This window comes from Hymenobacter yonginensis (assembly GCF_027625995.1).
GTDB lineage: Bacteria > Bacteroidota > Bacteroidia > Cytophagales > Hymenobacteraceae > Hymenobacter > Hymenobacter yonginensis.
This window is the reverse complement of record NZ_CP115396.1, coordinates 1,269,874-1,284,514: the sequence shown is the minus strand read 5'-3', so window position 1 is coordinate 1,284,514 and position 14,641 is coordinate 1,269,874. Positions and strand designations below refer to the sequence as shown.

The 14,641-nt window shown below is 64.1% G+C and carries 10 protein-coding genes; all 10 read left to right on the top strand.

All coding sequences use genetic code 11. The annotated features are described in order from the left end of the window. Positions 1–65 precede the first annotated feature (65 nt). The 10 genes from O9Z63_RS05520 to O9Z63_RS05475 all read left to right on the top strand — a co-directional run bounded on the left by O9Z63_RS05520 (position 66) and on the right by O9Z63_RS05475 (position 14,586). Positions 66–1,247 (top strand): acetyl-CoA C-acyltransferase, encoded by a 1,182-nt coding sequence (locus tag O9Z63_RS05520; RefSeq protein ID WP_270128329.1) that lies wholly within the window; start codon positions 66–68, stop codon positions 1,245–1,247. A gap of 214 nt (positions 1,248–1,461) precedes the next feature. Continuing rightward, positions 1,462–2,916, top strand: a complete 1,455-nt coding sequence (locus tag O9Z63_RS05515) for a toxin-antitoxin system YwqK family antitoxin (RefSeq protein ID WP_270128328.1) — start codon at positions 1,462–1,464, stop codon at positions 2,914–2,916. Positions 2,917–3,637: 721 nt separating this feature from the next. Further along, complete coding sequence (locus tag O9Z63_RS05510; RefSeq protein ID WP_270128327.1) at positions 3,638–6,115, top strand: outer membrane beta-barrel protein; 2,478 nt, start codon at positions 3,638–3,640, stop codon at positions 6,113–6,115. Between the two features lie 337 nt (positions 6,116–6,452). After that, a complete protein-coding gene (locus O9Z63_RS05505; protein WP_270128326.1) occupies positions 6,453–6,899 on the top strand; it encodes a carboxypeptidase regulatory-like domain-containing protein in 447 nt (148 codons plus the stop codon). A 199-nt stretch (positions 6,900–7,098) separates the two neighbouring features. After that, positions 7,099–7,746, top strand: a complete 648-nt coding sequence (locus O9Z63_RS05500; RefSeq protein ID WP_270128325.1) for a TIGR02117 family protein — start codon at positions 7,099–7,101, stop codon at positions 7,744–7,746. A gap of 49 nt (positions 7,747–7,795) precedes the next feature. After that, positions 7,796–9,199 (top strand): histidine--tRNA ligase, encoded by a 1,404-nt coding sequence (gene hisS / locus O9Z63_RS05495; protein WP_270128324.1) that lies wholly within the window; start codon positions 7,796–7,798, stop codon positions 9,197–9,199. A 132-nt stretch (positions 9,200–9,331) separates the two neighbouring features. Next, a complete protein-coding gene (gene hutH, locus O9Z63_RS05490; RefSeq protein WP_270128323.1) occupies positions 9,332–10,828 on the top strand; it encodes a histidine ammonia-lyase in 1,497 nt (498 codons plus the stop codon). A gap of 138 nt (positions 10,829–10,966) precedes the next feature. After that, positions 10,967–12,910, top strand: coding sequence for a T9SS type B sorting domain-containing protein (locus tag O9Z63_RS05485; RefSeq protein WP_270128322.1), 1,944 nt, complete (start codon positions 10,967–10,969; stop codon positions 12,908–12,910). 166 nt (positions 12,911–13,076) lie between these two features. Continuing rightward, positions 13,077–13,988, top strand: a complete 912-nt coding sequence (locus tag O9Z63_RS05480; protein WP_270128321.1) for a bestrophin family protein — start codon at positions 13,077–13,079, stop codon at positions 13,986–13,988. 271 nt (positions 13,989–14,259) lie between these two features. Further along, complete coding sequence (locus O9Z63_RS05475; protein ID WP_270128320.1) at positions 14,260–14,586, top strand: ArsR/SmtB family transcription factor; 327 nt, start codon at positions 14,260–14,262, stop codon at positions 14,584–14,586. Positions 14,587–14,641 lie beyond the last annotated feature (55 nt).

The following is a 14,641-nucleotide window of genomic DNA, read 5'->3' as shown; positions in this document are numbered from 1 at the left end:
AGCCCATTCCCCAATCACTCGTACCTTTACCCACAGATTCCAACCACTTCCCCACCCCCTGTTTTATGCAAATCAAAGAAGTAGTAATTGTATCGGCTGTTCGCACGCCCATCGGCTCGTTTGGTGGCAGCCTGGCCTCGCTGTCGGCTACGGAGCTGGGTGCCATTGCCCTGAAGGGCGCGCTGGAAAAGGCCGGCGTTGATGCCTCCGAAGTACAGCAGGTGATAATGGGCAACGTTATTTCGGCCAACCTGGGCCAGGCACCTGCCCGCCAGGCCGCCAAGAAAGCCGGCTTGCCCGATACGGTGGAGTGCACCACGGTGAATAAAGTGTGTGCTTCGGGCTCGAAAGCCATTATGTACGCCGCGCAGGCCATCATGCTAGGCCAGGCCGATGTGGTGCTGGCGGGCGGCATGGAAAGCATGTCGAACGTACCGTATTACCTCGACAAAGCCCGTTTCGGCGCCAAGTATGGCCACGGCCAGATGATTGACGGCCTGATGAAGGACGGCCTCTGGGACCCATACCACGACTTCGCCATGGGCGTAGCCGCCGACCGCACCGCCACCCACTACGGCATCACGCGCGAAGACCAGGACGCCTTTGCCCAGCAGAGCTACGAGCGGAGCGCTGCCGCCGCCCAGGCTGGCAAGAAGAAAGACGAAATTGTGCCCGTGACCATCACGGTGCGCGGCAAGGAAACCGTTATCAGCGACGACGAAGAGTACACCAAGGCTGATTTCAGCAAGTTCGCGGCCCTCAAGCCCGCGTTCGGCAAAGAAGGCTCCGTGACGGCCGCCAACGCGTCTACCCTCAACGACGGCGCTGCTGCCGTGCTGCTGATGAGCCGCGAGAAAGCCGAGGCCCTGGGCGTGAAGCCGCTGGCCATCGTGCGCGGCTTTGCCGATGCCGAGCAGGCCCCAGAGTGGTTCACGACCACGCCGTCGCTGGCTATTCCGAAGGCGCTGAAGCACGCCGGTCTGGAGGCTTCGGAAGTGGATTTCTACGAAATCAACGAGGCTTTCTCGGTGGTTTCGCTGGCCAACAACAAGCTGCTGAACCTGGAAGGTAAAAACGTGAACGTGTACGGCGGGGCCGTGAGCCTGGGCCACCCGCTCGGCGCTTCCGGTGCCCGCATCGTGACGACGCTGTTGAACGTGCTGCAGAACGAAGGCGGCAAAATCGGCGTGACCGGCATCTGCAACGGTGGCGGCGGAGCCAGCAGCATCGTGCTGGAGAAACTCTAATCACGGATTTAACCGGATTATTCGGATTTCACGAATTTTGTAGTCGATTTCCGAAGTAACATAAGGCCCTGCCGCGCTGAAGCGGCAGGGCCTTATGTTTGGCTGGATATTTTTGGAAACCTCAACCACTCTGCGTGCCTTGGTGCCGCCTTAGTGCATCGGCGCAGAAAACCTGCGGCTGCACTATCTCACCCGGACTTTCGTTCTTGCCGCTATGAAAAGAACTGCTTTTGCCCTGCTCCTGCTCACGGCCGCTACCTCGGCCCAGGCCCAGAAGATGCGGCGCTTCACCACCTACTTTGATTCCACTAACACCCGCAAGCGCGAAATCTACTCGGCCGTGGTGGCCGGCGACACGGTGATGGAAGGGCCCTACAAACGGTTTTACCGCTCCGGCAAGCTGGAAGCCCAGACCCGCTATGCCGGCGGCAAGCGCGACTCCAGCTACGTGGAGTTTCATCCGAACGGGCAGCGCCGCCTGGAGGTGACGTATCAGCAGGGCGTGCGCCAAGGCCCGTTCAAAACCTACTACGAAACCGGCAAACCCGCCCAGGAAGGCACCTACGACAACGACCAGCCCACCGGCACGCTGCGCTACTACCACCCCAACGGCGAGGTGAAGCTGGAAACCACGCTGGCCGCCGGCCAGCCCGCCGGGGCTGTGCGTGAGCTATATCCGTCGGGCAAGCCCAAGGTGGAAATCACCTACCAGAACGGGCAGGCCAACGGCCCGGTGAAAACCTACTACCCCAACGGCCAGCTGCAGAGTGAAGCCACCTACAGCCGCGGCCTGCTGGCCGGCCCCTACAAAACCTACTACGACAACGGCCAGACCGAAACCGAAGTGCTGGCCGACAAGTCGGGCAAGGGCAGCTACCGCAGCTACTACCGCTCCGGCAAGCTCCAGACCGAGGGCAGCTACGTGGCCAGCACCTTCGCGGGCCGCGCCGTGAAAAACCCACTCGGCGACGACCTCACCAAGCAGGCCCGCAGCCTGGCCGGCGGTACTTCTAACCTCGAAGGCCCCGCCAAAGCCTACTACGAAAGCGGCGCCCTCAAAAGCAAGATGACCTACCGCCAGGGCGTACTGACGGGCACGCAGGAGGATTTTTATGAGTCGGGGAAGCCGGAGCAGAAGATCGAGCACGCCAACCAGGGGCGCGACCGTAAAGTGACGGCCTATTTCGAGGACGGCACCGTGAAGGCCGAGCAGCAGTTCAAGGCCGGGCAGCCGGCCGGGCAGTGGCGCACCTTCCACCCTGGCGGCAAGCAGCCCGCCACCCAGGAAACGTATGTGAATGGGCGCCTGGCCGGCGAGAAGCTGAGCTACTCGCCCACCGGCACCGTCCTTAGCAAGCTGGTTTATGAGAACGGCAAGCCCACCGGCCTCGGCCAGGAGTTTTATGAGTCGGGCAAGCTGAAGGCGGAAACCATCTACGTGAAGGGCCTCAAGACGGGCACCTTCCGCCAGCTGCGCGAAGACGGCACCCCGGAAATAAGTGGCTTCTACCGCAACGGCAAGCAGTCGGGCGTCTGGACCACCTTCGGCCCAGATGGCAAGACCGTGCAGGAAAAGGTCACCTACCGCAACGGCCAGCTAGTGCCCGAAGGCACAGCCGCCCCGGCACCGAAAGCCCCCGCCACCAGAGGCCCGGTGAAAAAGAAATAGCCTCACCAGCACCCCCAAAACGATACGCGGCGCTGGCCGGAGACGCTTCCCGATGGGTGGCGCTGCTCCGGCCGGCGCCGCGTGCTTTTTTGGGTAGCGTCTGAAATATCAACGAAGATGGCGGCCGTGGGCAGCCGTGGCTGCACCAGGGCTGATACGCGCAGTTTGGACGACAGCCAGCGAGGAAATAGGGAAAGCCAGGAGAGTCGACAAATAAAGTTGCCACCTCAGGCTACCCTTTGGCGCCGAGGCGCATCTATCTACCCGAACGCCGAAGGAACCTGTTTAGCATGCTTTAAAGAAGGTTTTTTGCTGCCTTCCAGCAAACATCGGACACTCTTAAGCCCCCTATTCTACAACCTGATAACCGCGTAACACAAAATTAATTTCACCAGTACCTTGCGTCACATAGTACCTTTACTTACCTTTGGATCATTAAGTAGCAAATCTCTCAGCTGCCTGTGCTGCTCCTGAACCGGAGCCCACCCGCGGCCACCGCCAGACACCTCCGCGCCAATCGGGCCGGCAGTAGGCAGTTCGCTCGAAAACCTCGTTTCCGGCTGCTGTCCGCGTGTTTTGGCTTCTCTGGCACCTCAGGTATGTCCTGAGCGTGGCCCCTCTTTTTCGTGCCTTTGTCACGGGCAAACAGCCTCCCAGCGGAACCGCGGCCGCCTGGAACGGCACCCCTTTGCCTGGTTTGTTTTTCAACTCACCACTCCCCATGACTTCCTCTACGTCTTTCAGCCAGGCCCTCAAAGGCCTGGGGTTCCTCGCTATGCTCGCTCCGCTGACCGCAGCAGCCCAACAGCCAACCGGCGCGGTTTCCGGCACCCTCCTCGACCAAACCAGCGGGCAGCCGCTGCCTTTCGCCAACGTGGTGGTACTCCGGGCCCAGGATTCCACGTTTGTGAGCGGCACCCAAACCGGCGAAAACGGCACCTTCGAGCTGGCTTCGCTGGGGCTGGGCTCTTATCTGCTGAAGGCTTCGGCCATTGGCTACCAGGGATTTCGCCGGAAAGTGGCGCTGAGCAGTACGGCGCCCAGCGTCCGGCTGGGAACTCTGAAACTGGTTCCGACCGCCACCCAGCTCAAGGGCGTGACGGTAACCGGCGAGCGGGCCACCATTGAAAATGAGCCCGGCAAGCGCGTTATCAACGTGGAAAAAGACCTGGCCAGCGTGGGCGGCATGGCTACCGACGTGCTGCGCAACGTGCCCTCGGTGGCCGTGGATGCCAACGGCGCAGTGAGCCTGCGCGGCTCGGCCAACCTGACGATTCTTATCGACGGCAAGCCCTCGGGCGGTAGCAACGGCGGCCCCGGCCTGCGCCTCGACCAGATTCCGGCTTCCCGCATTTCGCGTATCGAGGTGATTACCAACCCCTCGGCCAAGTACGACGCCCAGGGTACGGCCGTGCTGAACGTGATTCTGAAAAAGCAGACCAAAAACGGCGTAAACGGCCAGGCCAGCCTGCTGGGCGGCACCGGCGACAAGTATAACGCCAGCCTCAGCCTGAACCGGCACCAAGGCAAGAGCAACCTGAGCGCGAGCTACGACCGCCAGGATGAGCACTACCGCAACCGCACCAACAACCGCCAGACCTCCGGCGACGTGACCACCCGCCAAGACGGCACCGGCCGGGAGCGGAACGACTCCCACTCCCTGCGCCTCGGCTTGGATTACGAGCTGACGCCTGAGCAAAGCCTGAGTTTGAGCGTTGCGCCCACCTGGCAGCACGAGCAGGACCTGGGCTTCCAGCGCCTCAGCACCGAGCGGGCCGGCCAGCCCACCACTACCCAACTGGGCCAGCAGGAGCTAAACGTGGATGTGCGCATACTGGAAAACGTGGGCAGCTACCGCCGCACCTGGGAAGCCCACAAAGGCCGCGAGCTGACGGCCGTGGGCGGCGCGGTGCTGATAGACGCCAAGGTGCCCGTGACCCAGACGCTGGAAGCCGGCGCCCTCAGCGGCTGGCGGCAGCAGATGGATGTGCAGGCCCGCATCTATTTCGCCCAGATCGACTACACCCACCCGCTGGCCGGCAACAAGGGCAAGCTGGAAACCGGCCTGAAAGTGCAGCAGCAGCGCAGCAACGGCATTGCCGACCTGTTTGCCCTCCAGCCCGACGCCCCCGGCCAGTACGTCCGCGACCCGGCCCGCTCCCTGGCCTACGACTTCCGCGAAACCGTGCCGGCCGCCTACGCCAACTTCCAGCGCGGCTGGAACGGCTGGAACGCCCAGGCCGGTTTGCGCACCGAGTACACCAACACCAACGGGGCCGTAAACGGCGGCCAGGGCAAGTTTCAGCTCGATTACCTGGGCCTGTTCCCCACCGCCAGCATCAGCCGGGGCATGGGCCGGGCCGATTCTACCAAGGGCGGCGCGCAGCCGCAGCAGCTTTCCTTCAGCTACGCCCGCCGCCTCAACCGCCCCGATTTCATGCAGCAGTTGGCCGTGCCGCTGTACCAGGATCCGCGCTTCTACCGCCTCGGCAACCCCGCACTGCGCGCTGAGTTCAGCCAGAACCTGGAAGTAGGCCACCAGCTGAGCCTGCCCGGCGGGGCCGAAATTACCACCACCCTGTTCGGCCGCTTCACCAGCAACGCCATCCAGCGCCTGCGCAACGTGGATACGCTGGCTACCAACCTCAACCCTGCCGCCGGACTGGTGCTGGTGGAAACCTACCGCAACGCCGGCACCACCGCCAACGTGGGCCTGGAGATGACCTGGGCCCAGCCCCTCACGGCCTGGTGGCGCGTGCAGGCCAGCGGCTCGCTGTACCGCACCCAGTTCCAGACCAACGCCGAAAACACCGTGGACCGCCGCGCGTTGGCCGGCAACGTGCGCCTGAACCAGAACTTCACGCCCACGCCTACCCTGGATGTGCAGCTAACCGGCCAGTACAACTCGGCCATCCTCACGGCCCAGGGCCGCCGCCTGGCCTACGGGGGCATTGATGTGGCCCTGCGCCAGCGTCTGTGGCAGAACCGCGCCGCCCTCACCCTGCGCGTGTCCGATGTGCTGAACACACAGGTGCGCCGCTCCATTGTCGATTCGCCCGACCTCACAGCCAGCCTCTACACCAAGCCCGAAACGCGGGTGGGCTGGCTGGGCTTCACCTGGTACGTAGGCGCCTCCAAAGCCAAAGCCGGCCGCATCGATGGCGCGCCCAAAGGCGGTGGCGGCGGCTTCGGCGGCTAGCCTTCACTTCCCCGTTGATTTGGGTCGGCGCGCTGCTCTGGCAAATGCCTGAAAATTTCCTTCCCCGTTCAGGCATCCTTCCCCAAACACTTACCATCTATCAACCAGAAGATCAGCTGCTTCGCATACAACTAACACCTACTCCCGGCCGGACCCCGTTTTCGTTTCCTGCCGCTGTTGTCCCGCCAATTTGGGTGGCGGGGTCTGGTCCTGGCCTGCGCCCATAGCGCGCCGGGTGTTCCACCTGCTTTTCTCACTTGCTCCCGGTTTTCGCCGGCCCGTTGGGGCCGACTGACGGGCAGCGCCTTGCCTTCTCATTCCAATCTTTCTGAGCATCATGAAAACGTCCTTTTTGAATCGCACCCTTCTTGGCTTCATTTCTTCGCTGGCTGTACTGCAGCTTTCGGCCCAGGTGCTGGGCCACGGCACCGTCAGCGGCAGTCTCCGCGACGGCGACACCCAGGAGCCCATTCCGTACACCAGCGTGGTAGTGCTGCGCGCCGACAACCACCAGCTGGCCGCCGCCGGCACCACCGACGCCAACGGCAACTTCAAGTTCCACTACCTGCCACTGGGCCGCTACATCGTGCAATCGACGGCGCTTGGCTACCAGCCCCTGCAGCCTACGGTAGCGTTCCGCCCCCTGCACAACCGCCAGCAGCTGGGCACGCTCACGCTGCAGTCGTTGCCGGGGCAGCCGGTTGTAGTGGGTACCCGCCAGGCCGTGGCCCAGCGCAGCAGTACCCAGCCAACCAACGTGCCGGCGCAGCGCTTGGGCTCCTAGCCATCAAAAAACAGCTATACTAGCTCCACGGAGACGATGAACCACGGTAATTAGCTATAGCTATAGTACCTTTTGACACGTGGCACCACGGCTTACGGAGCAGTGGTGCCATTGGTATGATGCGGCGCTGACCAGGACTCATGGTCGGTGCATGCAGGAAGACGCGGTAAATCCCGGGCCACCGCCGAACTTGCGGGCTATGTCGGCCGCCTTTACCGCTTTTATCCTGTTGCTGATGACCGGCGCCCTGCTGCCCGTCAACCGCCGGTTCCGGCAGACGCCCGACGGCGTGCCCGTGTTCGTGGTATCCAACGGCACCCACACCGACGTGGTGCTGCCGCTGCAGGAGCCGCGCACCGGCATCAGCTGGCTGCCCCACCTGCCCGATTCCACGCTGCGGGCCCGGTTCGGCAGCTACCCCTACGCCGCGTTCGGCTGGGGCAGCGAAGGATTCTATTTGGCTTCTTACGGCCACCAGCTGCCGGGCCCCGGCGTAGTGCTGCGGGCCGTGGTGCCGGAACCCACGCTCATGCACGTGCGGTTTCTGCGCCAGGCCCCGGTGGCCGGCTCCCACGTGGTGCCGCTGCGCATTTCGGTGGCACAATACCAGGCGCTGGCCGCTCAGGTGGCCGCCTCGTTTCAGGCCGATAGCCTGCAGCACTACCAGCTGCGCAACGCTGCCGGCTACACGCCTACCGACTTTTTCTTCCGGGCCACCGGCCGCTACCACGCCCTGCGCACCTGCAACGACTGGACCGTGCGCACCCTGCGCCGGGCCGGGCTGCGGGTGCCGCTGAAGTCGCCGCTGGCGGCGCCGGTGCTGGTGCAGGCGCGGCGGGCGCGCTAAGCGGCCGCGCGTTTGCTTACCTTCGCGCCATCAATCCGCACAGTTCCTGATGAGCGTTCAAAAACCCAGCATCCCGCGCGGCACCCGCGACTTTGGCCCGGCCGTGGTGGCCCGCCGCAACTATATTTTCGGCGTTATTCGCCGCGTGTTCGAGAAGTTCGGCTACGCCCCGCTCGAAACCCCGACCCTGGAGAATCTGTCGGTGCTGACCGGCAAGTACGGCGACGAAGGCGACCAGTTGCTGTTTAAAGTCCTGAACTCCGGCGACTTCGCCAAGGACGTGACGCCCGACGACCTTGGGGCCGACAACCGCAGCAAGCGTCTGCTGCCCAAAGTGGCCGAAAAAGGCCTGCGCTACGACCTCACGGTGCCTTTCGCGCGCTACGTGGTGATGAACCGCGGCACGCTCACGTTCCCGTTCAAGCGCTACCAGATCCAGCCCGTGTGGCGCGCCGACCGGCCCCAGCGCGGCCGCTACCGCGAGTTTTATCAGTGCGACGCCGACGTGGTGGGCACCGACTCGCTGCTCTGCGAAGCCGAAATCGTGCTGATGATGAGCGAGGTGCTGACCACGCTGGGCCTCACCGACCACACCATCAAAATCAACCACCGCCGCGTGCTGGGCGCTTTCTACCAGGCACTGGGCGGCGAGGGCACCGAAACCGACCTGTTCGTGGCCATCGACAAGCTCGACAAGATCGGGCGCGAAGGCGTGGAAAAGGAGCTGGCGGAGCGTGGCTTCTCGGCGGCGGCTATTGAGCGGCTGTTTGATTTGCTGGGCGTGGAAGGCAGCTTCGAGGAGAAACTGGAGCGCCTGCTGGCCGGCTTCGTGACGGCCGGCGTGGCCCCCGATAACGCCACCGCCGACGGCTACAAAGGCCTGCAGGACCTGAAGCGCGTGCTGGACTACCTGCGCGGCTTCGGCTTCGAGAAGTGGGATAACCTGGCGTTCGACGTGACGCTGGCCCGCGGCCTGAGCTACTACACGGGCTGCATCTTCGAAATCAAGATCAACAACGTGAACATGGGCAGCGTGAGCGGCGGCGGCCGCTACGACAACCTCACCGGGGCCTTCGGGCTGCCAGGCGTGTCGGGCGTGGGCTTCTCGTTCGGCGTCGACCGCCTCTACGACTGCTTGGAGGAGCTAAAGCTGTTCCCGGAAGCCGTGGCTACCACTACCCGCTGCCTGCTCACCAACTTCGACGCCGAAGGCGAGCTGGCTATGCTGCCGGTGCTGCGCCAGTTGCGCGAGGCCGGCGTGGCCAGTGAGTTGTTTCCGGAGGCCGGCAAGCTGGGCAAGCAGTTCAAGTTTGCTGATGCCAAGGGCATTCCCTACGTGCTCATCCAGGGTCCTGAGGAGCGCGCCGCCGGCCTGTTCAAGCTCAAAACCCTGGCCAGCGGCGAGGAGCGCACCGTTTCGCTGGCCGACGTGCTGGTCGAGCTGGCGCAGTAGCCGGGGCGGCCGGAGCATCGTCCAAACCAGAGCCCGTCATGCCCCGCCCGGCATGGCGGGCTTTTTTGTTGCGCGGGAAAACCTCACTTTTACTTTCCACCCCAGCCCACCCGCTGCTTTTCGCCGCCCATCATGCCCGACGACTACGTTCTTTCGCCCGCCACCCACCTCGACCTCGCCACCCTCGACCAGCTGCTGCGCACCAAAGCCCGCGTGGTTTTAGGCGACGACGCTCGCCAGCGCATTGCCATCTGCCACCAGTACCTGCACGACCGGCTGGAACACTCCGACGCACCGGTGTACGGCATCAATACCGGCTTCGGGGCACTCTGCAACCAAACCATTGTGGCCGGACAGCGCCAGCAGCTACAGCAGAACCTGATGATGTCGCACGCCTGCGGTACGGGCGAGGAGGTGCCGGCCGAGTTGGTGCGCCTGATGCTGCTGCTGAAAGTGCAGAGCCTGAGCTACGGCCACAGCGGGGTGCAGGTAGCCACCGCCCAACGCCTGCTCGATTTCTACAACCGCGGCATGCTGCCGGTGGTGTATCAGCAGGGCTCGTTGGGAGCCAGCGGCGACCTGGCCCCGCTGGCACATCTGTGTCTGCCGCTGCTGGGGCTGGGCGAAGTCAACTACGAAGGCTACCGCCTGGCCGCGGCCGACGCCATGAGCCTATTCAGCTGGGCGCCGCTCACGCTGGAAGCCAAGGAAGGCCTGGCGCTGCTCAACGGCACCCAGTTTATGCTGGCCTACGCCGTGCACGGGCTGCTGCGGGTGCAGCGCCTGCTGGCCGCCGCCGACATCATCGGGGCGCTTTCGCTGGAGGCGTTTGATGGGCTGCCGGAGCCGTTTGATGCGCGCCTGCACCAGCTGCGGCCCCACGCCGGGCAGGTGGCGGTGGCGGGCCGCGTGCGGGCGCTGCTGGCCGGCTCCGAGCTGCAAAGCCAGCCCAAAACTGCCGTGCAGGACCCCTACTCGTTCCGGTGCATGCCCCAGGTGCACGGCGCCTCCCGCGACGCCGTGGCCTACGTGCAGCAAACCGTGGAAACCGAGTGCAACGCCGTCACCGACAACCCCAACATCTTCCCGGCCGACGACGCCATCCTGAGCGGCGGCAATTTCCACGGCCAGCCGCTGGCCCTGGCCCTGGACATGCTGGCCATTGCCACCGCCGAAATCGGTAGCATTTCGCAGCAGCGCACCACCCAGCTTATTGGCGGGCAGCGCAGCCTGCCGCCGTTTCTGGTGGCCGAGCCCGGCCTGAACTCGGGCCTGATGATTCCGCAGTACACTGCCGCCGGCATCGTGAGCCAGAACAAGCAGCTCTGCACCCCGGCCTCGGTGGACAGTGTAGTGAGCAGCAACGGCCAGGAAGACCACGTGAGCATGGGCGCCAACGCCGCCACCAAGGCCCTGCGCGTGGTGCAGAACGTGGAGCAGCTGCTGGGCATCGAGCTGTTGAACGCCACCCAGGCCTTGGAATTCCGGCGGCCCGCCCGCACCTCGGAGGCGCTGGAGCAGGTGGTGGCCGCGTTCCGCGAGAAAGTGTCTTTCGTGAGCCACGACCGGGTGCTCTACTCCGACCTGCACGCCGCCGCCGACTTCGTGCGCAGCTACCAGTGGCAGTAGGCGGCGGCGCGCTGTGCCACAGCCACCGGTCCTAGACATGAAGGCCGACGGCGGCGGCGTATGCCGATTGTGGGTATCTTGGCGTTACCGTCCGGCCGGGGTTTGCTCCGTTTCATCTGCTGCTATTTTATGCGTTCCGTGAAGTTTCTCTACATCTGGTTGTTGCTGGGGATGCTGCTGGCCCCTGCCGCACCTGCCCTGGCCCAGGCCTGCACCTCCTCGCCGAATCCGCCCGCCTGCACCTTCGTGGCGGTGGATGTGCAAACCAACCGCGTTGTAGAAAAGCTGTGCGTGGGCCGCTCCGTCCGCTTCGACTTGTGCTCGGGACGGCCGCCGCTGGTGTATTTCTACCAGGTTCTGCCCGGCACCAACGCCTACCCCAACCCCTGCGGCCCCGGCCTGCGCCCGTCGCCTTTCGTTTACACGCCCACGGCCGCCGGCCCCGTCACGGTCACCGAAAACGGCCAGGCGCAGTCGAGTGGCGGGGTTTCCACTATCTATTTCCGGGTATTCGAGGTCTACGACAATCCCATGCCGGCCTTCACGGTGGCGGCCTGCTCGCCGGGCTTTGTGCAGGTGACGCTGCCCGGGGCTCCTTATAACAGCTACACCGTCCAGATTGGCAGCAGCACGTTTGCGGCCCAGCCCGGGCAGGTGCGCACGTTTCCGGTGCCGCCCGGCGCCACGTCCGTCACGGTGGCCGGCGTCTACTCCGACAGCGACCTGTGCACCCGCTCGGCCACGCAGCCGCTGCCGCAGCTGGCCGCGCCGGGGCCGCTGATTATTCAGCGCCTGAGCGTGCAGAACAGTTCAGTAGTGCTGGAAACCGCGCCGCTGGTAGCCGGCTATTCCTACACGGTCGAGCAGGCCGATTTCGCTACGCCAGCCACCTTCCAGGCGGTGCCTGGGGCGGTGGCCAACGGTCTGAGCGGCTTCACGGTGCCGGCCGGCCGGCCCGGCTACTACCGCCTGCGCCGCACCGACATCTGCCAGCAGGCCCAGGCTGTTTCCGAGCCGGTGAGCACGCTCACGCTGACGGTCCAGCCGGCTGAGCGCCGCAACGAGCTGGCCTGGCAGCTCGGCCCCAACCCTGCCACCTACGAGCTGACACGCAACGGCACGCCCCTGCCCGCCCCGCCGCCCGCCGCCCGCGCCTACTCCGATACGGCCGTGGCCTGCGGCATCCGCTACACCTACCGCCTCACGGCGCGCTATGCGGGCGGGGTTTCATCGGTTTCGGAGGCTGTATCGGTGGTGGCCACGGCCACGCAGGCGCCGGCCACGCCCCGGCTGCTGGCGACCTTCGATGAGCGTAACCGGGTGGTGCTAACGGCTAGTGTGGCCCGCTTCCCCAGCACCGGCCAGCTCACCTACCTGCGCAACAACACTGTGCTGGGCACCACGGCGGCCCGCACGCTCCGCGATTCGCTGGCCAGCTACAGCCCCGATTCGGCGCCGTGCTACCAGGTGCGGTTCGAGGACGACTGCGCCAACCGCTCGGCGGCTAGTGCGGCCTTCTGCCCGGCGGTGCTGGCGGCCGAGCTGGCCGGCACCCGCAACTCGGCGGTGCGGCTGCGGTGGTCGGGGCTGCGGGGCGCCCCCGCCGCCGCCACCGATTCGGTGCGCTACCGCCTGCTGGTGCTCAACCCCGACAACACGGTGCGCAACAGCTACGCCGTGAGCTCCCGCGGCACCTACCTCGACCAGCTGCCCCCCACCGACCTGCAGGCCGTGCGCTACCGCCTGGAGGTAACGGGCGCGGGCCTGCCTACCGCCAGCTACTCCAACATTGCCAGCGCGGTGCGCCCCCTCGAAGCCTACGTGCCGACGGCCTTCACCCCCAACGGCGACGGCCTCAACGATGTGCTGGAAGTGAAAGGCCGTTTTCTGCGCTCCTATACCTTCACGGTGGTCGACCGCAACGGCCAAGAAGTTTTCCGCGGCACCGACCGCACCCAGGCCTGGGACGGCCGCATCCGGGGCCAGCAGCCGGTGCTGGGGGCCTACGTCTGGCGGTTTGAAGCCGTAGATGCCGCCGGCAAAACCGTAGTGCAGCACGGCACCGTCACGATAGTAAAATAAGCCCCACGCCACCGTACACGCCGGTTGTGCGGTGGTGGCCGGGTTCGGCCCCTGGCTTTCAGGTAGGCGAAGCAGCCGGGCCTTCCTCTACAATGCGCGGCAGAAAATGTAGCTCAACAGGCAGTTTTTGCGTAGGCAACATCCTGTTGTATCTGTTTTTCCGCCTATGCTGCTCGACGTCAAGCTTCCTGTTTACTACATTTTCAAGCGCATCCTGCCCGACATTCTGCGGGTGATGCTCATCTCCATCATCTTCCAGCTGCTGAAATACTTCTTTGGCCACTACCTGCCGCTGATTCCGTTGCAGCTGGCCACCATTCTGGGCAGCTCCATCTCCCTGCTGCTGGCCTTCAACGTCAGCCAGTCGTACGACCGGTGGTGGGAAGGCCGCAAGATCTGGGGCGCCGTCGTGAACGACTCCCGGACGCTGGTACTGCAGGTGCGCAGCTTTCTGCAGCCTGAGGCCCTTTCGGCACGCGAAGCGTCCGAGCACCTGACCGCCGTTGCTTACCGCCAGATTGCCTGGTGCTACAGCCTGGGCGAGTCGTTGCGCGGCCAGGACCCGATGCCTTCCCTGGCGAAGTTTCTGTCTGAACCCGACCTGGCCTACGCCCAGGCCCAGAAAAACCGCCCGCTGGCTTTGCTGGCCCTACACAGCACCCAGATCCGGGAGCTGCATCTGAAGCAGGCCGTTAACACTTTTCAGCAGGTGCAGCTTGATTCCACGCTGGTGCGCCTGTGCGAGACGATGGGCCAGGCCGAGCGCATCAAGAGCACGGTATTCCCGGCAAACTACCGGCTGCTGGTTCACTTCCTGATCTACCTGTTCCTGGGCACTTTGTCGCTGAGCCTGGTGGAGTCGATGGGCTTCTGGGAGGTGCCGGTGCTACTGCTCATTGCCACCACGTTCTTCCTGATTGAGCGCACGGCCCGCTACCTGCAGGACCCCTTCAACAATGCCCCCACCGACACGCCCGTTACGGCCATTTCCCGCAACGTCGAAATTAACCTGAAGCAGCTGCTGGAGGAGCCCAACGTGCCGGCGCCGCTTACGTCCGATACCTTCTACCTGATGTAGTCTGCTAAAATCCTGCTAACAGTGGCGGCCCACGCTGCCCCGGAAACGCCTTCACTGGCTTCTCTGGGGCAACGTGGGCCGCCACTGTTTTCACTAAATATCAAAGAAGAATAGATGCCTGCTACCACTAAATCCCTCATCTTGTAGCTGTCCGGCTCACGCGCCACACACACCAGCCGGTCCCAGCCAGCAGCCAGATCCTATCCTACGGGAACCAGATACAGGCGAAGCTTGTACTTATGAACGAATGATCATACATTTGCAGCACCCTATGGCTCCTACTTCCTCCGCTGATATTGCCGCCGACCTGAACATGTCCGTCGAGAAGATGGAAAAGGTGGCCTTTATCCTAAAGACGACGGCGCACCCCACCCGCATTGCCATCGTGCAACTGCTGGCCCAACACGACAGCCTGTCGGTGAACGATATTTGTGAGCGGCTTTCTATCGAGCAGAGTCTGGCGTCGCACCATCTGTCAGGCATGAAGCTCAAAGGCATCCTTAGCAGCTCACGCGAAGGCAAAAACGTCTTCTACAGCCTCAAAATGCGGGAAGTGGTGGACGTTATTCAGTGCCTGGCCGCCTGTACCTTCCTATGAGAGGTCGGGCTTTTTTTTGCCGAAACACATGAACATTTATTCATATTTTCATACG